This window comes from Neglectibacter timonensis (assembly GCF_900048895.1).
Classification (GTDB): Bacteria; Bacillota; Clostridia; order Oscillospirales; family Acutalibacteraceae; genus Acutalibacter; species Acutalibacter timonensis.
Genome location: NZ_LT160636.1, coordinates 68,979 through 93,987, shown reverse-complemented (window position 1 = coordinate 93,987; position 25,009 = coordinate 68,979). Strand labels below are relative to the sequence as shown.

Annotated in this window: 22 protein-coding genes; 8 read left to right on the top strand and 14 right to left on the bottom strand. The window is 60.0% G+C overall.

Annotated elements, in window-relative coordinates:
* Positions 1-7: 7 nt before the first annotated feature.
* The 3 genes from BN3911_RS02200 to rbr form a co-directional block, all read right to left on the bottom strand.
* Positions 8-211, bottom strand: a complete 204-nt coding sequence (locus BN3911_RS02200; RefSeq protein ID WP_066860807.1) for a hypothetical protein — start codon at positions 209-211, stop codon at positions 8-10.
* Positions 212-224: 13 nt separating this feature from the next.
* Positions 225-1,382: a glycoside hydrolase family 27 protein gene (locus tag BN3911_RS02195; protein WP_066860804.1), complete on the bottom strand. Its 1,158-nt coding sequence runs from the start codon at positions 1,380-1,382 to the stop codon at positions 225-227.
* 196 nt (positions 1,383-1,578) lie between these two features.
* Complete coding sequence (gene rbr / locus BN3911_RS02190) at positions 1,579-2,124, bottom strand: rubrerythrin (RefSeq protein WP_066860801.1); 546 nt, start codon at positions 2,122-2,124, stop codon at positions 1,579-1,581.
* 272 nt (positions 2,125-2,396) lie between these two features.
* On the opposite strand from rbr, the gene BN3911_RS02185 reads away from it, so the two are divergent.
* The 4 genes from BN3911_RS02185 to BN3911_RS02165 all read left to right on the top strand — a co-directional run bounded on the left by BN3911_RS02185 (position 2,397) and on the right by BN3911_RS02165 (position 7,187).
* The gene (locus tag BN3911_RS02185; RefSeq protein ID WP_242871059.1) at positions 2,397-2,792 is read left to right on the top strand and encodes a hypothetical protein; all 396 of its coding nucleotides are present in this window, start codon (positions 2,397-2,399) and stop codon (positions 2,790-2,792) included.
* 163 nt (positions 2,793-2,955) lie between these two features.
* On the top strand, positions 2,956-4,134 hold the full coding sequence (locus BN3911_RS02180; protein ID WP_066861042.1) for a sn-glycerol-1-phosphate dehydrogenase: 1,179 nt from the start codon (positions 2,956-2,958) through the stop codon (positions 4,132-4,134).
* 104 nt (positions 4,135-4,238) lie between these two features.
* Complete coding sequence (locus BN3911_RS02175) at positions 4,239-5,483, top strand: AI-2E family transporter (RefSeq protein WP_066860798.1); 1,245 nt, start codon at positions 4,239-4,241, stop codon at positions 5,481-5,483.
* Positions 5,484-6,053: 570 nt separating this feature from the next.
* Complete coding sequence (locus BN3911_RS02165) at positions 6,054-7,187, top strand: Gfo/Idh/MocA family protein (protein WP_066860792.1); 1,134 nt, start codon at positions 6,054-6,056, stop codon at positions 7,185-7,187.
* Between the two features lie 376 nt (positions 7,188-7,563).
* On the opposite strand, the gene ilvN is transcribed toward BN3911_RS02165, so the two are convergent.
* The 11 genes from ilvN to yfbR form a co-directional block, all read right to left on the bottom strand.
* Positions 7,564-8,034, bottom strand: coding sequence for an acetolactate synthase small subunit (ilvN, locus tag BN3911_RS02160; RefSeq protein WP_066860789.1), 471 nt, complete (start codon positions 8,032-8,034; stop codon positions 7,564-7,566).
* 76 nt (positions 8,035-8,110) lie between these two features.
* On the bottom strand, positions 8,111-9,733 hold the full coding sequence (ilvB, locus tag BN3911_RS02155; protein WP_066860786.1) for a biosynthetic-type acetolactate synthase large subunit: 1,623 nt from the start codon (positions 9,731-9,733) through the stop codon (positions 8,111-8,113).
* Positions 9,734-9,745: 12 nt separating this feature from the next.
* Positions 9,746-10,252 (bottom strand): hypothetical protein, encoded by a 507-nt coding sequence (locus BN3911_RS02150; protein WP_066860783.1) that lies wholly within the window; start codon positions 10,250-10,252, stop codon positions 9,746-9,748.
* Positions 10,249-10,743, bottom strand: a complete 495-nt coding sequence (locus tag BN3911_RS02145) for a GNAT family N-acetyltransferase (protein ID WP_066860780.1) — start codon at positions 10,741-10,743, stop codon at positions 10,249-10,251. The genes BN3911_RS02150 and BN3911_RS02145 overlap by 4 nt, the downstream gene beginning before the upstream one ends.
* Positions 10,744-10,755: 12 nt before the next feature.
* Positions 10,756-11,760 carry a tRNA (adenosine(37)-N6)-threonylcarbamoyltransferase complex transferase subunit TsaD gene (gene tsaD, locus BN3911_RS02140; protein WP_066861039.1) on the bottom strand — a complete coding sequence of 335 codons (1,005 nt, stop codon included), beginning with the start codon at positions 11,758-11,760 and terminating at the stop codon, positions 10,756-10,758.
* 421 nt (positions 11,761-12,181) lie between these two features.
* Entirely contained in the window at positions 12,182-12,616 is a 435-nt protein-coding gene (gene rimI, locus BN3911_RS02135) for a ribosomal protein S18-alanine N-acetyltransferase (protein ID WP_242871058.1), read from the bottom strand.
* A 4-nt stretch (positions 12,617-12,620) separates the two neighbouring features.
* Positions 12,621-13,091: an arsenate reductase/protein-tyrosine-phosphatase family protein gene (locus tag BN3911_RS02130; RefSeq protein ID WP_074039104.1), complete on the bottom strand. Its 471-nt coding sequence runs from the start codon at positions 13,089-13,091 to the stop codon at positions 12,621-12,623.
* Positions 13,092-13,121: 30 nt separating this feature from the next.
* Complete coding sequence (locus BN3911_RS02125; RefSeq protein ID WP_066861034.1) at positions 13,122-14,075, bottom strand: putative RNA methyltransferase; 954 nt, start codon at positions 14,073-14,075, stop codon at positions 13,122-13,124.
* Between the two features lie 101 nt (positions 14,076-14,176).
* Entirely contained in the window at positions 14,177-16,750 is a 2,574-nt protein-coding gene (gene polA / locus BN3911_RS02120) for a DNA polymerase I (RefSeq protein WP_066860774.1), read from the bottom strand.
* Between the two features lie 102 nt (positions 16,751-16,852).
* Positions 16,853-17,821 (bottom strand): tRNA dihydrouridine synthase DusB, encoded by a 969-nt coding sequence (dusB, locus tag BN3911_RS02115; protein WP_074039103.1) that lies wholly within the window; start codon positions 17,819-17,821, stop codon positions 16,853-16,855.
* A gap of 37 nt (positions 17,822-17,858) precedes the next feature.
* On the bottom strand, positions 17,859-18,506 hold the full coding sequence (gene yfbR / locus BN3911_RS02110; protein WP_066860772.1) for a 5'-deoxynucleotidase: 648 nt from the start codon (positions 18,504-18,506) through the stop codon (positions 17,859-17,861).
* A 222-nt stretch (positions 18,507-18,728) separates the two neighbouring features.
* Between yfbR and BN3911_RS02105 the strand changes: the two genes are divergently transcribed.
* The 4 genes from BN3911_RS02105 (at position 18,729) to BN3911_RS02085 (ending at position 24,965) form a co-directional block, all read left to right on the top strand.
* Positions 18,729-21,326, top strand: a complete 2,598-nt coding sequence (locus BN3911_RS02105) for a YfhO family protein (protein WP_066860769.1) — start codon at positions 18,729-18,731, stop codon at positions 21,324-21,326.
* 74 nt (positions 21,327-21,400) lie between these two features.
* Entirely contained in the window at positions 21,401-22,369 is a 969-nt protein-coding gene (locus tag BN3911_RS02100) for a glycosyltransferase family 2 protein (protein WP_066860766.1), read from the top strand.
* Positions 22,370-22,594: 225 nt separating this feature from the next.
* Positions 22,595-23,881 (top strand): GGDEF domain-containing phosphodiesterase, encoded by a 1,287-nt coding sequence (locus tag BN3911_RS02090; RefSeq protein ID WP_066860760.1) that lies wholly within the window; start codon positions 22,595-22,597, stop codon positions 23,879-23,881.
* 112 nt (positions 23,882-23,993) lie between these two features.
* Entirely contained in the window at positions 23,994-24,965 is a 972-nt protein-coding gene (locus tag BN3911_RS02085; protein ID WP_066860757.1) for a carbohydrate kinase family protein, read from the top strand.
* Positions 24,966-25,009: the final 44 nt, after the last annotated feature.

The window sequence follows — 25,009 nt, the reverse complement described above, 5'->3', positions numbered from 1 at the left end:
CCGACCGTCAGCGGAACAGGGTGCATTCCCCGCTTTCCCGGTAGTAGCGGATACGCTTCTCGATCTCCTCCCGGGGGCAGTGGAAATACGCCGCCAGACAGCCGATGCAGAGGAAATCCTCCGCGCCGCGGAACACCAGCTTGCGGTAGATGGCAATGTCGTCCGAGCCCAGGGGCCCGCCGCAGCTTCTGCAGGTTGTATAATTTCCCATACCGGCGCCCCGCTTACCGGGCCTTTACCACTTTGGCCCGGAACATCCTGCAGCCGTGGGGCTCGATCTGGGCGGCATAGCGTTCGGTGAACACGCCCTCTTCCTGATGGGCCCAGCAGTCATAGAAAGACAGGCCCATTCCCGCCGCCGCGCTCAGGCCCATATCCCAGAACTGAAGGGACATTTCGCTGCGCCGGTCGCCGAAGTTGAACATGCCGATGCCAAGCGACCCGTCGGATAGGGGCTTGACCAGGGTGAATACATTCTCCGGGTTGTTCCACTGGGGAATGCGGTAAGGGCCGCGGCATTCGATATCCTGATTGATGGCGATCACATCCCGGTTGGCAAGAGTCTCCAGGGTGGCCCCGCTCATGGAGCGGACGTCGCAGCCGATCATCAGCGGGGAATTGAGGATGGCCCACAGGGAGAAATGGGTGCGGTATTCCTCGTCTGTGCAGCCGCCCAGGCTGCCGATGTATTCGTTGTTGCTGCCGCCGTGTATGCCCACCACCAGCATGTCTATGTCGTTGTGGCAGAAGGGGCCGGAAAAGGGGGCCTTTTCGATTTGGGAAAGGGCCAGGGACCGGATGGATTCCCAGTTGTCCTGGATATCCCCAGTGGAGCGGAACAGCTGGGCGCCGGAGGCCTGAATCCATTGATGGACATTGTCCGCGCCCCAGTTGCAGGCGGAAAACAGGATGTCCCTTCCGCAGTTGCGCAGCGCCAAGGACATGCGCTTATAGAGCATTTCCCCGTCCGCGTGGCGGGGCTTGTAGCAGTTGTCGTATTTCAGGTAGTCCACGCCCCAGGAAGCAAAGGTCTCCGCATCCTGAAATTCATGCTCAAAGCTGCCGGGGTACCCTGCGCAGGTATGGGTGCCGTCGCAGGAATACATGCCGAACTTCAGGCCCTTGGAGTGGAGGTAATCCCCCACTGCCTTCATGCCGTTGGGAAATTTTTCCGGATCTGCCTGGAGGCGGCCGTCCGCATCCCGCTGCTTCAGGCTCCAGCAGTCGTCCACGACCACATACTCGTAGCCCGCCTCCTTCAGGCCGGTTTCCACCAGCGCGTCCGCTGTCTCGCGGATCAGCTGTTCATTGATGTTCCAGGTGAAGGTATTCCAGGAATTCCAGCCCATGGGCGGGGTGAGGCCCAGATATTGATTCTGCATTGACAATTCCTCCCGTCTTCCGTATGCGGCCCGGCGTACCGCCAGACCGGCCTTTCCCCTTCATTCTAGAAGCGCCGCGGCGAAATGTCAACCGCGGATTTCTCCTGTTTCCCAGGCCCCGGCCGCAAAAGAGGACCTGCCGCGGAATACGCGGCAGGTCCTCCGATATTCCGGCAGCAGCGCCGGAGAGTTCTTTTTAATAGTTCTCCGCCTTGACCTGGAAATAGGCCTGAGGATGAGCGCACACCGGGCACACCTCAGGGGCCTGCTTGCCGATGACGATATGGCCGCAGTTGGAGCACTGCCAGATCACGTCGCCGTCTTTGGAGAAGACCAGGCCGCCTTCAATATTCTGCACCAGCTTGAGGTAACGCTCCTCATGCTCCTTTTCGATTTTTGCCACGCCCTCGAAGAGATCGGCAATATGGTCGAAGCCCTCTTCCCTGGCGGTCTTGGCAAAGCCCGCGTACATGTCGGTCCACTCGTAATTCTCGCCGGCGGCAGCATCCTTCAGGTTGGAAAGGGTGTCGCCGATGCCGCCGTTGAGCAGCTTGAACCACATTTTTGCATGCTCTTTTTCATTGTTGGCCGTCTCCTCAAAGATGTTGGCAATCTGCACATAGCCGTCCTTGCGGGCCTTGGAGGCATAATAGGTATACTTGTTTCTCGCCTGGGATTCCCCGGAAAAAGCCGCCAGCAGGTTTGCTTCCGTCTTGCTGCCCTTGATGTCGTAATTTGCCATTTTGCTATTCCTCCTAAAAGTAAGTTACGGGTTTATTTGTTTTTATTATATCCAGATTTTACCGGAAAGTCAAGATAAAATAGGAATTATTTTTATTTTTAGAAACTTTGCGGAGCATTCATTTCCAAATTGAGTCTGAACTGTAAATTTATTGCCGCAGGACCCGTCTCCGGTTGAAAAAGCGGGGTAAAACGGGTATACTGAATGCAGTCCGTTCCCCGGGCGAAGGGGCGGAAAAAACAGAGATCAAATCTGGCAAGGGATGTGTGTGTGTGCTTCTTCAAAAATTGCAGCGTTTTATGATGGGCCGTTACGGCGGCGACAAATTCAGCATTTTTTTGCTGGTTTCCGGGTTAGTATTGACCATACTGGGACAGATATTCTTCTGGCCCGTCATTCTTTTGGGCGACGCGCTCTACCTCTACGCGCTGTTCCGCATGTTTTCCCGGAACATCCCCGCAAGGCAGCGGGAATATTACGCCTTCCTGAAGGTCTGGACGCCGGTGGCGGACTGGTTCCGCTTTCAAAAGCGGAAATTTTCCGACCGGAAAACCTTCCGGTATTTCCGGTGCCCCAACTGCGGCCAGCAGCTGCGTGCGCCCAGGGGCCGCGGCAAAATCCAGGTGACCTGCCAGAAATGCCGCAAGGAATTTATCAAAAAGGTTTAATGGGCTGATGCCGGAAAGGAACCGCCTCTGTACCCACAAGGGCTTACAGGAGCGCCGGAGGAAGCCTGCGTCCATCCCGCCGGGCGGAAACGGGATGCCTGCGGGCAGGGACTTACGGTTGATAAACGCTGACTATCAGCGAAAACGGAAGAGGGTAAACTTGATGAAAAATTTGCTGGAGCTGACTCCCGCGGAATTTGCGGGATTGGAATTCGACTGCCCCTGCGGCAGGCGCCACAGTGTGGGAATACGGAAAATCCTGATTGAAAGCGGCTGTTTGCCCGCCATCGTCCCCACCGTGAAGGAGCTGGGAGGAACCCACATTTTCCTGCTGGCGGATGATAACACCTTTGAAGCCGCGGGGAAACGGGCGAAAGACCTTCTCTGCCAGGCGGGCCTTTCCCTGCACGGCCGCGTCTTCCCCGGCACGCCTGTGCTGGTGCCCGACGAGCGCACCGTGGGCTCGGCCCTGGCCGCCATGGAGCCGGAGGACGATCTGATTTTGGCCGTGGGCTCCGGCGTGCTGAACGACACAGCCCGCATTCTCAGCGCCCGTACCGGCATCCCCTATGTGATTCTGGCCACCGCGCCCTCCATGGACGGTTTCGCCTCCACCGTTTCGCCGCTGATTCTCGACGGCATGAAAATCACAAAGTCCGCCGTCTACCCGGCGGCCATTGTGGCGGACACGGCCATTCTGAAGGAAGCCCCCATGCCCATGCTCACTGCGGGCTTCGGCGACATCATCGGCAAATACACCGCCCTGGCGGACTGGCGGCTGGCCCGGACCTTGCTGGACGAATACTATTGTGAGCAGAGCGTGGCCCTGATGGAGCGTGCCGTGCAAAAATGCGCGGACAACGCCGCGGGCCTGCAAAAGCGGGACGAAGAGGCCGTGCGCTATGTGACCGAGGCCCTGGTGCTCTCCGGCGTGGCCATGGGCCTGGTGGGGAATTCCCGGCCCGCCTCCGGCGCGGAGCATCATTTCTCCCACTATTGGGAAGTGGAATGCCTGAAGCGCGGCGTGGAGCATCCTCTTCACGGCAATTCCGTGGGCGCGGCGGCAGTGGTTTCCGCCTCCCTGTACGAACTGGCCGCGGGCGAGCTGCCCCAAGGCTTTGCGCCGCCGGACAAGGGGCAGATCCTCTCGGTTCTGAAAGCGGCCGGGGCCTGTACCAGCCCCAAGGAGCTGGGCATTTCCCGGGAGCTGTTCCTGGAAAGCGTGCTGCACGCCATGGAGATCCGCGAACGGTTCACCATCCTGCGTTTCCTGCACCAAAAGGGCCTGCTGAACGCCTGTGCCGGAGCGCTCGCCAACCGCTTCTACCCGGCGGCCGGGTAAGGCTTAAGACAAAGCAATGCCGCCCCACGCCTGTGGGCAGGGGCGGCCGGTCTCCAACAGTTTACCTACGGCATCCGCCATTTAAAAAGGAACGGTGAAAAACTATGCGCCTGCGCGATCTCGGCAGAAGCCTGCACGATGAAAAGAAAATTCTCAGGAACGGCTGCATCCTGCTGACTTTCGGGGCTGTACTGACGCTCCTCATCCTCAAGTTCGACCTGGTTTGGGGGGCGCTTTCCACGGTGTTCAACACCGCCGCACCCGTATTTTTCGGTATTGTCATCGCTTACATCCTCAATGTGTTCGTCCACTTTTTCGAGGACATCGCCTTCCGGCCGTTTCGCAGCTGCAGGTCAAAGGCCTGGAACAAGCTGCGCCGCCCCCTTTCCGTATCCCTGGCCTATCTGGTGGTGGTGCTGGTCCTGCTGTTCATCTCCCTCTTCATCATCCCCGGCCTGATTGAATCCATGAGCACCATTGCCGAGACGGCCCAGAAAACAGTACCCGGCTACGTGAATTCCGCTGTCGCATGGCTCAACGAATTTGCCCAGAAAAACGACCTGGCTTTCCTGGAAGATTTTGTCAAGAGCTTTAACTGGACCTCCCTGTTCTCCAACGCCACGAAGATGACCGCTGATTTCCTGGGCTCCCTGCTGAATGTGACCTTCAACGTGGCCTCCGGCGTATTCACCGCAGTGATGGGCTTTATCTTCTCCGTATACATGCTTTTCGGCAAGGAAAAGCTGCTGCGGGGCTTGAAATCCACCCTGCTTGCCTTCCTGCCGGAGCAGACGGCCCGGAAGCTTAACCGGGCGGGCGCCCTTACCAACCGCATTTTCTTCTCCTTCATTCGGGGGCAGCTTACCGAATGCGTGATTCTGGGCTCCCTGTGTTATATCGGCATGAGCCTTCTGGGGCTGGACTACGCCCTGCTGATCTCCTCCGTGGTGGCGCTGGGCGCTTTGATTCCCATTCTGGGCGCTTATATCGGCGCTGCGGTGGGAGTGATTGTGCTGCTGCTGGTGCACCCCATCGACGCCCTGATCTTCCTGATTTTCCTGCTGTGCCTGCAGCAGATTGAAGGCAACCTCATCTATCCCCGGGTGGTGGGCTCCTCCATCGGCCTGCCCCCTGTCTGGACCATGTTCGCCGTGCTGTTCTGGGGCGGCGTGTTGGGCATTCCCGGCATCCTCATCGGCACCCCCGCCACCGCGGTGATCTACCGCCTGCTGCGCACCTCCGTACACACCCGCCTGCGGGAGCGGGGCATCGACCCCAACGATCCCAAGCTGGAAGAGCCTCTCCCCGAAGGCCAGGAACCCGGCCAGCAGAGGCTGGAGGATGTGTAAGTGCAGATAAGCCCCTCCCCGCAAGGGGAAGACAAAGTTCAAAGGCTTTCCCTTGCGGGGAAGTCTGCCAAAAAGATCTCTTCACCCTGTTCAGAGATCTTCACCGAGGTGACTGATGAGGTGTCGCTAACCCGTATTCTGCCGCTGCGGAGTGAGAATGGAGCTTTCCACCTCATCCGTCACGGCATAGCCGCGACACCTTCCCCTCAAGGGGAAGGCTAAGGGCTTCCCTTGCCCTTCTTCAGCCCGGAAGCAAAAGATCTCCTCACTCTGTTCGGAGATCTTCGGGAAGAACCCCTCGAACGCGAAGCGTTCGCCTTTCCTGCGGAAAGTACCAGGCTTCTTCCGGCCCGGAGGATAAAAACAGCTTGGGGGATAAAACTCAGAGTTCTTCGCCGAGCTTTCTGCGAAAGAAAGCGGAGATTTTCAGGTTTCCTTCCCTATTTCAAGAATGCGGCTTGCAAAACCCATTTATTTCTTTTATACTGCAGTTATAGGAAAAGACCGCGGGGCGCCAGTGAGCCGTGCGGCGGGAGGACATTACTTTTCACTGGAGAAAAAGGTGTGAATATGCTGAAATACGGTATGGTCGGCGGAGGGAAGGGCGCTTTTATCGGAGAGGTTCACCGGAAAGCCATGGCGCTTGACCACAGGACAGAACTGGTTGCGGGCTGCTTTTCCCGGGATGCCGGAACCAACGCGGAGAGCGGCGCGGAGCTGGGCGTCAGCCCCGACCGGGTGTATGCGGATTACAACGAGATGGCCAGGGCCGAGGGCATGCGGGAAGACGGCATCGACTTCGTCTCCATCGTCACCTCCAACTACTGCCACGCGGACGCCTGCCGGGCCTTCCTGAACAATGGGATCAACGTGGTCTGCGAAAAGCCCCTGGCCCTTACCCTGCCCGACGCGGAGGAGCTCACCGCCCTGGCGGAGGGAAAGGGGCTGCTGTTCATGCTCACCTACACCTTCGCCGGGTACCCCATGCTGCGGCACGCCAAAAAGGTGGTGGAACGGGGGGATCTGGGAAACATCTTCATGGTGATGGGCGAATTCCCCCAGGACTACCTGTGCGGGGATTTCGACGACAGCAGCCTGGGAAAATTCCCCTGGCGCTCTGAGCCGCGTTTTTCCGGGCGCACCAATTCCCTGGGGGACATCGGCAGCCACATTCAGTTCACCACCCAGTACCTTACAGGCCTGGAAATTGATTCCGTCTGCGCGAAGCTGGACAACATCGGCCCCTTTGGCAAGCTGGACACCAACTCCAGCGTGATGGTCCGCTTTACCAACGGCGCTACCGGCATGTTCTGGTCCTCTCAGGTAGCTCTGGGCAACGACAACAATTTTGCCCTGCGCATTTACGGGGAAAAGGGATCCATCGAATGGTGCAACGAGGCTGCGGAAGAATTCAACCTGTCCCTGCTGGGGCATCCCACCATGCGGATCCGCAAGGGACATTCCTACCTGGGCGAAGACAAATTTCACAATGTGACCGCCAGGCTTCCCTTCGGACATACGGAGGGCCTGTATGCCGCCTTTGCCAACCTGTATCTGGACTACTGTGAGGCACTGGAAAACAAGCTTCAGGGAAAACCGTATGAGATTAACTTCCCCACCGCCAGAGATGGGCTGCACGGGGTGCGCTACATCGAAAGGTGCCTGGAAAGCAACGAGTCCGGCCAGGCCTGGGTCAAATTCTAGTCTTTTATTCCAAGGCTCCCCGTTCTCATCCTAAAAGCCTGCGGTGAAACAGAAAACCGGCGTCCTTTTTTCAGCCTGAATGGCTCTGAAAAGGCGCCGGTTTTTCATATAATTTTTAATCAAAGGCTTCCCCTTGAGTGGAAGCTGTCAAAAAGATCTCCTCACTTTGTTCAGAGATCTTCACCGAGGTGACTGATGAGGTGTTTTGACTTGTATTCTGCCGCCGCGGTGTGGGCGGGAAGCTTTCACCCGGCCGGAAGAAACCCGGTGCTTTTCCGAAGGAAAAGAGAGGCGCTGCGTGCCGGTGGCACACGCCCAGCGCCGACCGGAGCGGCAGCGGAGAATTCTTCCAGAAGCTGTCTTCGCATTCGCGAAGTCAGCTTTTTTCCAGGGCGATGACGCCGGTGCGGGCGATCTCCTTGATGCCGAAGGGGCGCAGCAGGCTCCACAGGGTGTCGCACTTTTCATGCTCCCCCGAATACTTCAGGGTGACGCTGTGCTTTGACACAGACACTACCTCCGCCTTCATCAGGGCGGCAATCTGGTTGATCTCCCCGAAGCTCTGGGGGTCGCAGCCCAGCTTGACCAGCATCAGCTCCGCCTGGGTGGCGTCCGGCCCCAAAGAACGCACCTTGATTACCTGGATCACCTTGTTGAGCTGCTTTTCCACCTGCTCTAGGATCCGGTCGTCCCCTTCCCCCACAATGGTCATGCGGGAAACCGTGGGGTCCTCCGTAGCGCCCACAGCCAGGCTGTCGATATTGTAGCCCCGCCGGGAAAACAGGGAGACCACCTTGGACAGCACGCCGGGCTGGTTTTCCGCCAATACCGATAACGTATACTTCATAACTATGGCCGTTTCCCTTTCTCCGGGCCGCGCTCCAGGCGCGCCCGGCTTTGCTCTGGAACTTTTCAGTTTTCCCTCAAACAGAGGGCGTTTCCGGATCCACGCGGCACACCAGCACATAGGGACCGGGGCTTGCCAGCATTTCCCCCGCCAGAAGTTCCGCCTGGGCGTTGTTCTCCGCCAGGGCCGCCTGGATGCCGTAAGCCCTGCACAACGCCACAAAATCGGGGTTCCCCTCCATATGGGTGGCAATATGCCGCCCGCGGTATGCCTGGTTCTGAAACTCCCGCACCATTCCCAGCCTGCGGTTGTCCATCACCACAATTTTCAGAGGGACGTTGGTGGCCTTCACCGTGGCCAGCTCGCACAGGCTCATCTGGAAAGCGCCGTCCCCGCACACAGCCACCGCCTGACGCCGTGGCTTCGCCAGCTTGGCCCCCAGTGCCGCGGGCAGCGCGTAGCCCATGGTTCCCAGCCCGCCGCTGGTGAGGAACCTGCCCTCCCGCTGGGTAAAATTGATGGCCGCCCAAATCTGGCTCTGGCCTGGGTCCGCCGCCAGGATGGCGTCCCCGTCCATGAGCCGGGACAGGGCGCGGATAAAGGAACGGGGCTCCACCGCGTCCATGCGGTCCTCCCCCCGGGGCTCGTACTCGTTCTTGTACCGCAGCACCCTGTCCACCCAGTCCCGGCAGTCCGCAGGCTCCGCCTGCTCTGCAAGCTCCGAGAGCACGGATTTGATATCCCCCACAATGGGGATGTCCACCCGCATGTTCTTGCCGATTTCCGCCGGGTCGATATCGATATGGATCACCTTCGCCTGCTCCGCAATCTGGTTGGGCACGGCAATGGCCCGGTCGCCTACCCGGGCGCCGCACAGCAAAATCAAATCCGCCTCGCCCACGGCGCGGTTGGCATAGCTGCGGCCGAATTTCCCAATCATCCCCAGATACAGGGGATCGTGCATGGGCATCACCCCAATGCCCATCATGGTGGAGACAATGGGCATGCCGCTCTTCCGGGCAAAGGCGGCCATCTCTTCCCTGGCATTTGAGAGCACCACCCCGCCCCCGCAGCAGATGACGGGCCGCTTCGCCTCACGGATGGCCTGGGCGGCCTTCCGGATCTGTATGGGGTGGCCCTTGGTCTTGGGCCGATATCCCTCAATTTCAGCCCGTTCCGGGTAGTGGAACCCTTCCCGCACCACTGTTTCCTGCACGTCCTGGGGCACGTCGATCAGCACCGGGCCGGGACGTCCCGTGGAAGCGATGTGAAACGCCTCCCGGAACACACGGGGCAGATCCGCGGCACGCTTTACCAGGTAGCTGTGTTTGGTGAAGGACTCGCAGGCCCCGGTGATATCCGCCTCCTGAAACACATCCCTGCCCAACTGTTCCAGGTTCACCTGCCCGGTGACGGCTATCATGGGGACGGAATCCATATAGGCGGTGGCAATGCCGGTAATCAGGTTGGTGGCCCCTGGGCCGGAGGTGGCCACGCACACCCCCGGCCTGCCGGATGCCCGGGCATAGCCACTGGCCATATGGGCCGCGTTCTGCTCGCTGCGCACCAGCACATGGCGGATGGAGGAATCGTAAAGGGCGTCGTAAAAAGGGCAGATGGCAGCACCCGGATAGCCGAAGACGATTTCCACGCCCTCCGCCTCCAGGCAGCCCACCATAATTTCAGCGCCGTTTTTCATGCAGGATTCCCCCTATTCCTCTGCTCTCTCAAAAATTGCCCCGTCATAAGTGACCCCCAGGGAGCCGCCGGAATAGAGCACGCTCCCCTCCGCCTTTTCCAGCCGGATTTCCGTGAGTTCGCTGCCCACGGCGCCCTCCGGGGCGGAGGTGGCCTCGGGCTTCAGCAGGTACGCGTCCTCCTCCTCGGTATAGGTTCCGGTGAGGCGCACCGTACCGTCGTAACAGAACGCGGAAAACTCAAAAGTCCCGTTTTCCAGCAGGCGAACCGTCGGCTCGTAGCCCTCCTCCGCGCCGGAATCCGATTGTACGAACACCAGCTCCTTCATCTGCCGGGGAGCCGGGCTCGTCTGAACCGGGACGGAGGAGGCCGGAGCTTCCCCTTCCGAAGGGGCAAAGCTCTGCTCCGCTCCGGAGCCGACCGCCGTTTGAGGGGCGGATTCCCCACCCTGCCCCGCGCCGCAGGCCACGAGCGCCCCTGCCAGCAGCAGCGCGCCCGCCAGGCTGACGAATCGTTTCATTTCGCATCGGTCCTTTCCTGAGGAAATTCCAGGGTCATAATCCAAAACCTGTTCTGGAAACAGGAATTCGTGACCTCCCGTTCCAACCGGAAGCCGCAGCGCAGGTAGACCTTGACGGCACGTTCATTGAAAGCCGCCACAGACAGCCGGAAGCGTTCCGCCTCAAATCTTTGCCGCCCAAACTCCAGGCCCATCCTTACAAAGTCTGCACCCAGCCCCTGCCCGCAGAGCGCCGGGCGAAGACCCAGGCCGATATCCAGATAACCCGGCCCATAGACATGCTCTTCCACCGTGGGAATCTGCGCGTCCAGGCCATAGGAAAAATGCCCTGCCAGGCTTCCGTCTTCCGCCAGGCAGGCGAATTCCGCGCCCTCTTCAAACTCCGGATTTCCCTGCTCCCGCCTGTTATAAAAGGAATACTCCCCCTCATACTTCCAGCGGGAAAGTTCCCTCGCATACTCCCTGTTCATGGGGACGATTTCCCAGCCCATACCTTTCTCCCTTCACTCGATGGAGCGCTGGGCGCAGGCATTCAGTTCCATGCCCGCGGTATTCCCCGCCAGATATTCATAATAGCCCTGAGAGGCGATCATGGCGGCGTTGTCGCCGCAGAGGCTCAGCTCCGGAACATAGAGCTTTCTGCCGCTTTTGGCACAGAGCTCCTGCAGGTTTCTGCGCAGCAGGCGGTTTGCGGAAACGCCCCCTGCAGCCACCAGCTTCTGAGTGCCGGTCTGCTCCGCCGCTTTGAGGAAGTTCTCCGTCAGGCAGTCCACCACGGCCCTGCGGTAAGAGGCGCAGAGATCGGGGAGATTCACTTCCGTCCCCTTTTGTCCGGCATTGTGCAGCAGATTGATCACCGCCGTCTTCAGCCCGGAAAAGCTGAAGTCCAGCGGCGCGCCGTCCACCCTGGGGCGGGGCAGCTGATAAGCCCGGTCGTTCCCCGCCTCTGCAATGCGGTCCATTTCCACGCCGCCGGGATAGGGGATCCCCATGGCCCGGGCGGCCTTATCAAAAGCCTCCCCTGCCGCGTCGTCCCGGGTTTTCCCCAGCACCCGCAGCTGGGTATAACTTTTCACCTCGATGATATGGGAATGTCCTCCCGAGACCACCAGGCACAGAAAGGGCGGTTCCAGCTCCGGGCTGGTCAGATAGTTGGAGGCAATATGCCCCCGCAGGTGATGGACGGGGATCAAAGGCAGGCCTGCCGAAAGAGCAAGGCCCTTGGCAAAATTCACGCCCACCAGCAGCGCCCCAATCAGCCCCGGCGCATAGGTGACCGCTACGGCGTCGATCTGGGAGAGGGGCTTCCCACTGTCTGCCAGCGCCTGCCGCACCACGCCCGCAATGGCCTCGCTGTGCCGCCGCGAGGCAATCTCCGGCACCACGCCGCCGTACAGTTTATGTTCCTCCACCTGAGAGGCGATTACAGAGGAGAGAACCTTCCTTCCATCCTCCACCACTGCTGCCGCCGTCTCGTCGCAGGAGCTTTCAATTCCCAGAATAATCACGCCGAACCACTTCCTTTCCCGCTTTCTTTCGCAGAAAGCTTGCAAAGAACTCTGAATTTTATCCCCCAAGCTATCTTTTTTCCTCCGGGCCGGAAGAAGCCCGGTACTTTCCGCAGGAAAGGCGAACGCTTCGCGTTCGAGGGGTTCTTCCCGAAGATCTCCGAACAGAGTGAGGAGATCTTTTGCTTCCGGGCTGGAGAAGGGCCGCCCTTTGCCTTCCCCTCGAGGGGAAGGGGGACCGCTTGCGGTGGATGAGGTGGAAGGCTCCCCGCTTACACCGCAGCGGCAGAACACAAGCGGAAGATGGTCGAACTTCGTTCGGGCATCTTTTTGCCACCTCATCAGCCGCCTACGGCGGCAGCTTCCCCTCGAGGGGAAGCCTTAGGCCTTTGCCTTTTTCTGCCTCTGAACTTCACTGTAATCAAAACCTTCTGGTGAGCAAAAGCGCATCCTCTGTGGGGTTGGAATAAAAATTCCGGCGCCTGCCCTCTTCCGCAAAGCCCAGGCGGGTATACAGCCGCAGGGCCTGGGCGTTGGAGGGGCGCACTTCCAGGGAGATAAATTCCCCGCCCCTGCGTTTGGCCTCGGCCGCCAGGGCCTCCACAATAGCGCTGCCCACGCCCTTTCTCCTATGGTGGCCGAACACCGCCACATTGTCCATATAATACTCCTTACAGGCGCAGTGCATCCCGCCGTAGCCCAGTACGATATCGCCATCCACCGCGGTGACGAAATAGGCGTTGGGGTTATCCACCTCATCCAGCAGCGCCTTTTGGCTCCAGGGCCTGGCAAAGCAGAGCTTTTCCAGCTCCGCCAGAAGTTCCGTATGTTCTCTTGTCATTCTGACGATTTCCACTCACTTACAATTCCTTTCCCACTTCAATGGTGCTGTCAAAGACAAGCAGCCGCGCAACAAAGCTATTATAGAAGATGCCGAGCTCTGTTGCAAGCTTATCCCTGCATTTTCGGTAGCCATTGAGATCCTGGCCAAAGGGGTCTTCAATATATTTCGGTATATAAATCTTCTGCTGGGGGACCCCTGCCTGCTCCAGAATATAACCGTGGGTTTTTGACATGGGGAAGTACAGGTCCCACACCGGAATCTCTTCCCCGGTGATGCGCCGGGCCGCATGGTCGGAAATGTCCACCCCCAGCTCCGCGCAGGCTTTTACCGCGTTTTCCGTCACCGGGTCCCCGTCCACCGCCGAAAGCCCCGCGCTCTGGCAGAGCACCTTATCCTCCATGCCGATCTGCCGCATCATCTGGCGGAACAGCCCTTCCGCCATAGGGCTTCTGCACGTGTTGCCCGTGCAGACAAACAATATTTTCAAGCTGAGTCACCTCATCCATATTTTCTCGCTTTATCGTTCCGTTCTCCGGTACACCAGGAAATCAAAGGCAATCTCCGTGGAAAAGCCCCTGGTCTCCCGCAGCCTTTTTCCGCCGTCCACCCCTGTCTTCCAATAATAGGGCGTCATGGCGAACAGGTCCATGGCGGTCCCGGCGTCCGGGACCCAAATCTCCTCCCGCACAGCGGTGCGGGATACAAAGGAAAAACCGCTGTACTCCGTCTCCCTATGCTCGTTTTCATAGGGCTCCTGGTACAGAATCTCTTTCATGCCGTACAGGTGCCTTTCCCCCGGCACCGCTAGAATCATCACGCCGCCGGGCCTTACCACCCTTCGGAATTCCTCCTCCGCCATGGGCGCGAACACATTGATCAGGCAGCCGCAGAATCCGGCCGGCACCGGGATGGCAAAACTGCTGGCCACCGCAAACCCGATCTCCTTATATTTCCCGGCAGCCGCTTTCACCGCCAGTTTCGAAATGTCGAAACCGTAAACCTCTGCCGTCCCCAGCGCCTTCCGGACAGCCTCCGTGTAATACCCTTCCCCGCATCCCGCGTCCAGTATTTTTACACCGGCTTCGGCTGAGTGCGAGCTGAAAGCCCGCTCCCCGATGCCTGCACCTGCTTCTGTCTGAAACAATCCGGAAGTCTCTTCCGGATTGCGTGATCCGGGCTTATCCTCTTCCAGCTCACGCTGCGGCGTCGCGCCGCCTCCGGCGTACCGCTTTGCCAGCTCGCACAGCTTGTCCCGGAAAGGGCGGTAATATCCGGCTTCCAGAAAGCGCCTGCGCGCTTCCACCATTTCCCTGGAGTCCCCGGGCAGTTTGGAATGCATCTTATTGGGCGGCAGGAGGTGCAGATAGCCCTGCCGGGCAATATCAAAGCTGTGGCCGTCCCCGCAGACCGCAGCGTGCCCCCGGCGTTCCAGCCTTCCGCCGCACACCGGACAGCAAAATCCCAACTCCATTTCCGCCGCTCCTTTCCAAAATTCCATGGGTTACATACCGGACGTCCTTGACCTATGCCTTCCCCTGGAGGGGAAGCCTTTCCAGCCTCTACCTTCCGCCGTTATCCTTTGGCGTCGTACCAGGTCCTGCCGGAATTGGCCTCCGCCACCATGGGGACGGAGAGGGAGACGGCCTGCTCCATTTCTTCTGTCAGCAGGGCTTTCACCTGCTCCGCCTCCTCCCCGGGGCACTCCACGATCAGTTCGTCGTGCACCTGCAGAATCAGCTTTGCCTGCAGGCCTTCCCGTTCCAGCCGGTCGCTGACGCGGATCATGGCGATTTTGATGATGTCCGCCGCCGCGCCCTGGATGGGCATGTTCCGGGCCACTCGCTCCCCGAAAGCGCGCATGTTGAAGTTGGTGCTTTTGAGCTCCGGCAGATACCGGCGCCGGCCGAACATGGTTTCCACATATCCTTTTTCCCTGGCCTCTTCCGCCACACGCTTCATATAGGAATCCACGCCGGAATAATTTTTCAGGTACTCCTTGATATACTCGTCCGCCTCCCTGCGGGAAACGCCGATATCCTTGGAAAGGGAGAAGGCGCCGATGCCGTAAACAATGCCGAAGTTTACGGCTTTGGCCCTGCTGCGCATCTCCCCGGTCACCATTTCCTGGGGCATCCGGAACACACGGGCAGCCGTGGAGGCATGGATGTCCCTCCCCTCCCGGAAGTCCTCCTGCAGCACCGCGTCGTCCGCCACATGGGCCAGCACCCGCAGCTCAATCTGGGAATAGTCGGCATCTGCCAACACGCCTGTTTCCGCCGCAAAGAATTTCCGCAGCTCCCGGCCGATGGGCGTGCGCACCGGGATGTTCTGCAGGTTGGGCTCGGTGCTGGAAATACGGCCCGTGCGGGTCTCGGTCTGGTTGAAGCTGGAATGGATGCGCCCGTCCGGGCCGATCACCTTTACCAGGCCGTCGCAGTAAGTGGACTTCAGCTTGGCCACCGTGCGGTACCGCAGCACCTCGTCCACTACGGGATTGAGATACCGCAGCTCTTCCAGCACGTCCGCATTGGTGGACCAGCCGCTTTTTGTCTTTTTCCCGTGAGGCAGGCCCAGCTTGTCAAAGAGCGCCTCCCCCAGCTGCTTGGGGGAATTGATGTTGAAGCTGTAGCCCACCTGTTCGATGATGGAATCATGCAGGGCCTGTGCCTGCTGTTCCAGCTCCCTGCCGTAGGCCTCGATGCTCCCCTTGTCCACATAGAAGCCCACATGCTCCATCTGAGCCAGCACATAGGCCAGGGGGATTTCGATGTTCTGCAGCAGCTCCCGCTGTTCATTTTCATCGATGGCCCAGGAGAGCGCCCTGCAGAGGCCCGGCATGGCCGCCCCGGCGTTGAGTTCCGCCTCCTCGAAATCGGTCTGGCTCACGCCGTACTCTGCGGCAAGCCGCTTCACGTCGTATCCAGAGGCCGAGGGGTTCAGCAGGTAGCCTGCCAGCGCCGTGTCCATGGCCACGTTTTCCACCTTACAGCCCAGCGCCAGCGCCTTCCTGTGCAGGGGCTTTACGTCGTGGGTGTATTTTTTGACCTCCCTGCTGCGGAAAAAGGCCCGCAGGAAGGCGTCGTCCGGCGTCACCCGGAACAGCTCTCCCCCGTGGGAGAAGACGAGGCTGCGAAGCGTCCCGTCCTTGTCCCAGTCCCCGTAGAAGTAAGCCTCCCCGGCGTCCTCCAGCCGCGCCAGCACCGGCGCGCCGTCGGGGCAGTCCCGCACCTGAGGCCGTTCCGACGCCGGAGCCCCCTCCGGCGCGGGAAGGGCCGTTTCGGAAAGTCCGAATTTTTCCAGCAGGGAAAACAGCTCCAGCTGCACCATAAGGGCGGAGGCCTTCTGCGGCTCTCCCGCCTCCTTCACATAGTGGGGCACCTCTGTATCGATGGGGGCGTCCCTGCGGATGGTGCCCAGGTCGTAGCTCAGCAGCGCGTTCTCCTTGGACTTTTCCAGCTTGGCCCGCACAGCGGGCTTCAGTTCCAGCTCTTCCAGGTGATCGTAGAGATAGGAGACGCTGCCGTATTTCTGAATCAGCTCCCCCGCGCCCTTGGGGCCGATGCCCGCCACGCCGGGAATACAGTCGGAAGCGTCTCCCTGAATGGCCTTCAGGTCGATCATCTGGTGCGGGGTGACGCCGTATTCCTCCTTGATTTTCGCCTCGTCGTACACTGTCACCTGGGGCTGGCCGAATTTCGTGGTGGCCAGCCGCACCGTGGTGCCGCCGGACACCAGCTGCAGGCTGTCCCTGTCTCCGGTGGCGATGACGCAGGCGTCCCCACGCTGTTCGCAGGCGGCGGCAAGGGTGCCCAGGATATCGTCGGCCTCCCAGCCTTCGCAGGAGACAATGCGGTACCCCATCAGGGTGAGCAGCTCCTGCAGCACGGGCAGCTGCTGCGCCAGCTCCGGCGGCATGCCCTTGCGGTTGGCCTTATAGCCCGCATAGGCCTTGTGCCGGAAGGTGGGCGCCTTGCGGTCAAACGCGACGGCCACCGCGTCCGGCTCCGTCTCGTCGCAGAGCTTTTTGAACATGGTGAGAAACCCGTAGATGCCGTTGGTGAACTCTCCTGCTTTCGTAGAGAGCAGCTTGATCCCGTAAAAGGCCCGGTTCAGGATGCTGTTGCCGTCCAGTACCAATAATTTCATGAATGTGATCCCCCATTTTGGATGCTGATAGTTAGATGTGAAAGACTCGATCTTGACGGCCCCTGCCCTCCGCCTTTCCTGCCTGCGCCCATCCAGCGGAGGTCAGGCATTGGCTTCGTACACGTCCCGCAAAAGCAGATCCAGGTCCTGCAGGGTACAGAGCTGCCCTGCGCGGCGGCGGAATTCCGCCGCGCCCTGCATGCCGTGGAGATACCAGCCCACATGCTTTCTGGCCTCCCGCATGCCCCGGCTCTCCCCCTTGAACCTGCACAGTTCGTCCATATGCCGCCGGATCACCACAATGCGCTCCGCCACGCCCGGCGGCGGCAGAATGCGGCAGGACTCGCTGAGATAGGCATTGATCTGCCGGAAGACCCAGGGGTTTCCCAGCGCCCCGCGGCCCACCATCACCAGGTCGCAGCCCGTCTCCTCCAGCAGCCTGCAGGCGGATTGGGCGTCCGTTACGTCCCCGTTTCCGATGACGGGGATGGAAACGGCCTCCTTCACCTGTTTTATGATGCCCCAGTCGGCCTGTCCCATATACATCTGGTTCCGGGTGCGGCCGTGCACGCACACCGCGTCCGCACCGGCCTGTTCGCAGAGCTTCGCCACCTCCACTGCATTGACGTGCTCCTCGTCCCAGCCCTTGCGCAGCTTTACGGTGACGGGCACGTCCACATTCCGCTTGATGGCCGCCACAATGGCCGCGCAGCGCTCCGGCGTCTTCATCAGCGCGCTGCCCGCTCCGTTCCCCGCCACCTTGGGCACGGGGCAGCCCATATTCACGTCGATGCCGTCCGGCCCGTAAGCCATGGCCTTTTTCGCCGCCAGGCCCATGACCATGGGGTCGTCTCCAAACAGCTGCAGGAAGACCGGCCGCCGGTCCTGGGAGAGGTCGGCGATTCCCGCCGTCTTTCTGTCGCCGTACTGGACGGCCCGGGAGCTCACCATCTCCGTGACGGCGCAGGCAGCGCCGAACTGCATGCAGAGCCTGCGGAAGGCGGCGTCCGTCACCCCTGCCATAGGCGCCAGTGCCGCCCGGCCCTCTATGGGTATTGTTCCGATTTTCAAAATTTCCCTGTTCCTTTCTCCGGCCTGCCGGCCGCTCTTATTTTAGCACCTTGGTAAATACCAGTTGTGAAGATTCTGCAAACTTGAGGCCCGCCTCTCTGGTATAATCCTGTTCCTCAATGGTGAGGCCGTAGGAGGGGAGGAATTCTTTCACGTAGTAGTCCGCCTCCGGCAGGTGCAGGTCCCGGATATTCTGGAGGATGGTCTGCTCCGCCTGGACGAATTCCCGGTTGCCGCTCTTCTTCTCCTCCACGCATTTTACCGCCGCCGCGATCTTGTCCGCCGCTTTCACCAAGGGCCTGAGCGCCGCGTCCTTCTCCCCGTTCAGCTTCATGATTTCCTCGTAGTCCGGCCGGAATTCCTCGGGCAGCATGGAGACCAGGTGGTCCACCGCCCTGTCCTCCACCTCGGCGTAGGCGCTGCGGATTTCTTTGGAGTGGTATTTCACCGGCGTGGGCATGTCCCCGGTGATGATTTCAGAGGCGTCGTGGAGCATGCCCAGCACGGCGGCCCGTTCCGCGTCGTAATTCTTTCCGAATTTCTTGTTGCCGATCAGCGCCAGGGCATGGGCGATCAGCCCCACGTCCAGGCTGTGCTCGCAGATGTTCTCCGCCCTGGTGTTTCGCATAAGGCCCCAGCGGTTGATGTATTTCATTCTCGAAAGCATGGCAAAAAAATGATACATGCGAATTTCCCTCCTCAAATATGCCCATCCTTATTTTACTCAAAGACGCCCGCTTTTGCAATGGCGGAACCTCTGCCATCAAAAAACCACTTTCTTCCACCCCGGGAATGTGGTATAATTACTATCAAAATCTGCGGCGCGTGGGAAAGCCGAAGCATCGCGGGAATTGGGGTGCACGGCTTGCCCGCCGCAGATGCCTTTCAGAAAGGTATGGTCATCACTATGGAAGCATCGATTAAGAAAAGAGAGAACGGAGGCTGGAGGGACAACTATTTCCTCAAAGCATTCTTTCTGGGCATGGGGCTGTCGTTCCTGGTCTTTCTCCCGTTTCTTCTGGTAGACGGGGGCAGGTTCCTGTTTTACGGCGATTTCAACGTACAGCAGGTGCCTTTCTACCGCATCGCCCATGACGCCATCCGTTCCGGAAACTGGGGCTGGAGCCATCTGACGGACCTGGGGGCCAACTTTGTGGGCTCCTATTCCTTCTACCTGCTGGGAAGCCCGTTCTTCTGGCTCACCATCCCCTTCCCGTCGGAGTCCCTGCAGTACCTGATGGGGCCGCTGTTTATCCTGAAATTCGCCTCGGCCACGCTGACGGGCTACGTCTACCTGCACCGGTACACCAAAAGCAGGAACACCGCCCTGATCGGCTCGGTGCTCTACGCCTTTTCCGGCTTTTCCATCTACAATATTTTCTTCAACCACTTCCACGAGGCCATCATCTTCTTCCCCCTGATGCTGGCCGCGCTGGACGAATACATGGAAAACCGCAGGCGGGGCCTGTTTGCCCTCACCGTGTTCGCCTGCTGCTTTGTAAACTACTATTTCTTCGTGGGCCAGGTCACCTTCACGCTGATCTACTTTTTCCTGCGGCTGCTGTGCAGAAGCTGGCGCATCTCCCTGCGGGACTTCCTGCTGCTGGCGCTGGAGGCAGTGCTGGGGGTGGGCATGGCCTGCGTGCTGCTGATCCCCTCGGTGCTGACCGTCACCCAGAATTACCGGACCTCCAATTACATCAACGGCTGGAACGCCGTGCTCTATAACAAAAACCAGCGTTACCTGCACATTCTCGAGTGCTTCTTCTTCCCGCCGGACTTGCCGGCCCGGCCCAATTTCACGCCGGAGTCGGAATCGAAATGGGCATCCCTGGGCGCGTGGCTGCCCCTGTTCGGCATGACCGGCGTCATCGGCTGGCTGCAGCTGCGCAGGAAGCACTGGCTCAAGAAGATGCTGTGGGTTCTGTTCCTGATGGCCCTGGTGCCCTTCCTCAATTCCTCCTTCCAGCTGATGAACAGCTCCTATTATGCCCGCTGGTATTACATGCTTACCCTGATGATGGCCCTGGCCACGGTGATGGCTCTGGAAAATGAGCGGGTCAACTGGAAACGCTCCATCACCTGGACGCTCACCATCACCGCAGCCATTGCGGCGGTCATCGGCTTCATGCCCACCCTCACCAAAGAGGACGGGAAGCTTACAGACGTGACCTTCGGCCTGGAAAAATACCCCACCCGGTTCTGGACCTACGTGGCTGTTTCCATGATCTGTATCGGCGCGGTGGCCTACCTGTTCTGCTTCTGCAAAGACAGCCGCAGGCATTTCCAGCGGGCCACGCTGGTCTGCCTTTCCCTGGTTTCCGTGTTCTATTCCATCTTCTTCATCGCCATCGGCAAGACCCAGTCCGAATACACCTATGACCATATCATCCCCTACGCCCTCAACGGGGGGAAGAATATCGACCTGCCGGACCTGCAGAGCTGCCGTTCCGACTTCTATGAATCGCTGGACAATTCCGCCATGTTCTGGGAAATCCCCTCCATCCAGGCCTTTCACAGCATCGTGCCGGGCTCGGTGATGGAATTCTACGACTCCATCGGCGTTCCCCGGGATGTGGCCTCCCGCCCGAAAGCGGCCCACTACGCCCTGCGGGCCCTCACCTCGGTGCACTGGCTGTTCGACGACGACCACGACGACGACTATTTCGCCGGGGAATCCCTGGACGACCCCGCCATGCCGGGCTGGGCCTATTACGGCAACGCCAACGGCTTCGACATCTGGGAAAACAAGAATTATATCCCCATGGGCTTCACCTACGATTACTACCTCTCCCGCAGCGACTTCAACGCTTTGAGCGAGGGAGACGAAAATTCCATGGGCAGCCGGGAGCCGGCCATGCTCCGGGCCGTTGTGCTGGAGGACGACACCATCCGCAGGCTCTCCGGCCTGCTGCAGGAGCTGCCGGAGGACCGGCGGAACTTCACCGAAGAAAGCTTCGAGCAGGACTGCGCCGACCGGCGCCTGAACGCCTGCACCTCCTTCGCCTATACCAACACCGGCTTCACCGCGGAGATCAACACCGACCGGGAACGCCTGGTATTTTTCAGCGTACCCTATGAAGCCGGCTGGAGCGCCAGGGTAAACGGGGAGCCTGTGGATATTGAACGAGTCAACGTGGGCTTCATGGCTGTGGTGGCGCCCCGGGGGGAAAAGGTGCAGATCGAATTCACCTACCGCACCCCCGGCCTGATTCCCGGCCTGGCAGTCACCGTCTTCTCGGTGCTGCTGCTGGCCGCCTATCTGGCCTTTGCCAGACGCCGCCTCCCCCCGGACCCGGCTCCGGCGAACCCCGGCCTGCTGCGCAGGGGCAGTTTTTCCGACTATGCCAAGGCCCGGCGCGCCGCTTTCCTGCGTCCCGGCGCCATGATTCCCCGGGAGTTTCTGCCCCGGACGCTAGAAGAGGAACCGGAGTCCGGCGCGCAGGAACCGCCGGAAGCGCCCGGCTTACCGGAACAGCCCGGGAACGGGCCTGACGAAAAGTAAATCCCCTGTTCCCCGAGGCGCGTCCGGCACAGAAGGGCGCAGCCCGGCCTATCACGAGAAAGGAACCTGTTTTCATGGAAAATCAATCACCTGTAGTCTATTTTGTCATTCCCTGCTATAACGAGGAGGCGGTGCTTCCGGAAACGGTGAAACGCCTGACGGAGAAGCTGGATTCCATGCGGGAAAAGGGGCTGGCGTCCCCGGAAAGCCGGATGCTGCTGGTGGACGACGGCAGCAGGGACGCCACCTGGTCCCTCATTTCCGGGTTTCATGAGAAAAATCCCTATGTGGAGGGGGTAAAGCTGGCCCACAACCGGGGCCATCAAAACGCCCTGCTCTGCGGCCTGATGACCGCCAGGGAATCCTGCGACTGCGCCATCAGCCTGGACGCCGACCTGCAGGACGACACCGGCGTGCTGGACCAGTTTGTGGAGAAATACCTGGAGGGCTGCGACGTGGTATACGGCGTGCGCAACAAACGGGACACCGACACCTGGTTCAAGCGCACCACCGCCGAGGGCTTCTACAAGGTGATGAAAGTCCTGGGCGTGGACGTGGTGTTCAACCACGCGGACTACCGCCTGATGAGCAGGCGGGCCCTGGAGGCCCTTTCGGAATACCGGGAGACAAACCTCTTCCTGCGGGGCATTGTGCCGCTGATCGGCTACCGCAGCGACTATGTCTATTACGACCGGCAGGAGCGGTTCGCGGGGGAATCCAAATACCCGCTGAAAAAGATGCTCTCCTTTGCCCTGGACGGCATCACCAGCTTCAGCGTGAAGCCTTTGAAGCTCATCTCCAACCTGGGCATCCTCATTTCCGTGCTCAGCGTGTTCGGGCTGCTTTACGCCCTGGTCTCCTACTTTGCAGGCTGGGCCGTCTCGGGCTGGACCGCCATCGTCTGCTCCATCTGGCTGCTGGGCGGCCTGCAGATGCTCTGCCTGGGCGTGGTGGGCGGCTACATCGGCAAAATCTACAGCGAGGTAAAGGACCGCCCCAGATACCGGATCGAAGACCACCTGAAAAACGAACCCAAGGATTGACACAGCGGCTCAGACTGTTTTGCGCCCGCCCGTCCTCCCGGGACAAAAGGTTCCTTCCCAGGCACAGTTTGCCTGGGAAGGATTTTTTTGGTTTCCGAAGGGAGGCTTTCTGCGCCTCATCCAGGCGGCGGAGCAACTTTATCCCTGTCTTTCCCGCCGCCATTGTATTTTCCCTGCCGCTTTGGTATAATTTGAAAATAAGTGAACAGGAAACCAGGTGAGTATGTGTCTGAAAATAAAAACGAACAGGCCCTACGGGAGCGGTACGACGCCCTTTCCGCGCAGGAGCGCAGGGAGTACTCCCTGATCAGCCTCAAAATCAAGCGTTTCCCCGTCTTTAACCGGCTCTACGGCCGGCGGGCAGGGGACGAGCTGATGGCCAAGGTTTTCGAGATCGTCTCCGGCTGGCTGGGAGACGGAGACTGTATTTTCAGGCTGCGCCTGAATTACTTCAACATCCTGCTCAGGTTCCCCAGGGATTACGAGGCCGTGTTCCAGCGTATGATCGACATCAACGCCCGCATCCGGGACATGGACGACCCCAGGTTCCCCTGCAAGGTGTACTGCGGCTTTGGCATCTATCCCCTGGAGGAGGGGGTGGATTTTCTCACCGCCCAATACAACGCGGACCTGGCCCGCATCAAATGCCCGGAACGGGATTTCCGGAATTCCCATTTCGAGGTGTACGGCCTGTCCATCCAGGACGCCGAGCTGCGCTATTACGATCTCAGCGAGCTGGTGCGGCCCGCCATCGAACAGGGCCATATCAAATTTTACCTGCAGCCCAAGGTGGACCTGCGCACCGGGGAGGTCCGCTCCGCAGAGGCTCTCATGCGCTGGGAAGACCCTGTCCGCGGCATGATCCCGGTGTCTGAATTCCTGCCCGTCCTGGAGAGCAACGGCATCATCGACCTGGCGGACCTCAGCGTATTCGCACAGGTGTGCGCCACCATCAACCGCTGGATTGAGACCTATGGAAAAAAGATCCAAATCAGCGTGAACCTCTCCGCCTCCATGTTCAACTACCTCTACTTTTTCAAACAGTACCGGGAGGTCCATGAGAAATACAATACCCCTGCAGACTGTATTGAGTTCGAGCTGCTGGAGAGCATCGTGCTCAACCAGGTGGAGCGGGTGACGCAGGTGGTCAACGAACTTCGGGAATACGGTTTCTCCTGTTCCCTGGACGATTTCGGAAGCGGTTTCTCCTCCTACAGCGTGCTCACCCATTCCGAAATCGGCGTTCTGAAAATCGACCGCTCCCTGTTCCAGCAGGAGGGGAACGGGCGGGAGCGCACTATCCTCCGGCATATCATCGCAACCGCCCGGGAGCTGGGCATGCGCACGGTGGCGGAGGGGGTGGAATCCCGGAGCTATGTGGAGTACCTGCGATCCCTGGGCTGCGATTTTATCCAGGGCTATGTCTTCTACCGGCCCATGCCCGTGGAGGAATTCGAAGAGCGTTTCCTGCGCCGGGGCGAAACCGTCCCTTTGGAAGAATTTCAATTATGATTTCGGGTTTGCCGCGCACAAAGTGTTTGCGGCAAACCCGATTTTTATTTACAAAATCTCCGGAACAGGGTATCATGGAGCTATCGAAACATCAGAAAGGCGGTTTATCAATATGGCGGAACTCTTATCCATGGGCGAGCTGTTGATCGATTTTGCCCCCTCCGGGGAGACGGAGGACGGCAGGCTGCTATTTGCCAGGAACCCGGGGGGCGCGCCCGCCAACGTGGCGGTACAGGCCCACCGCGCCGGGGTGAGCGCCGGTTTTTTGGGCTGCGTGGGCGACGACATGTTCGGCAATTTCCTGCGCGGCACCCTGGAGGGCTGCGGCGTGGAAACCAAGGGGCTTTCCCTGGTTTCCGGCACAGCCACCAGCCTTGCCTTCGTGCAGCTCAGCGAGACCGGGGACCGGGATTTCAGCTTTTACCGCAATCCCGGCGCGGACACCCGGCTGGACTTTGACACGGCAGACCTCTCCCTGCTGGACGAATGCAGGCTGCTGTGCTTCGGCTCCCTGCTGCTGACAGCCGAGCCCTCCCGCTCCTCTGTGGCGAAATTTGTGGACTACGCCCGGCAGCAGGGGAAGCTCACCGCTTACGACCCCAACTGGCGGCCTCCCCTGTGGCAGGACAAGGATGAAGGAATCCGGCAGATGCGCAGCCTTGTGGGCAAAGCCGACATCATGAAGGTTTCCGATGAGGAGCTGGCCCTGCTGACTGGGCTTTCCGGCATGGAAGAGGGCGCAAAGGCGCTGCTCTCCCAGGGCGTCTCCCTGGTGGTGGTAACCCTGGGCGCCAGCGGCTGCGCCGTGTTCACGCCGGAGTTTTCCCTGCGCCGGAACACCTACGACACAAAAGTGAAAGACACCACCGGCTCCGGCGACAGCTTCTTCGGCGCGCTGCTGGCGAAGATCGTCCAGTCGGGCAAAAAGCCCGGTGAACTGGCCGCAGAGGAGCTGGAGGATTTCATCGATTTTGCCAACGCCGCGGGCGCCGTATGCGCGGAGAACCCCGGCGCCATCCCCGCCCTGCCGGACACAGCTGCCGTCGAGGCCTGCCGGAGGAACGTGCCGCTGCTGATCAGATAGCCTTACCCGGTCCTGCTGTCTTCCGGCGGACGCTTCCCCGGGTG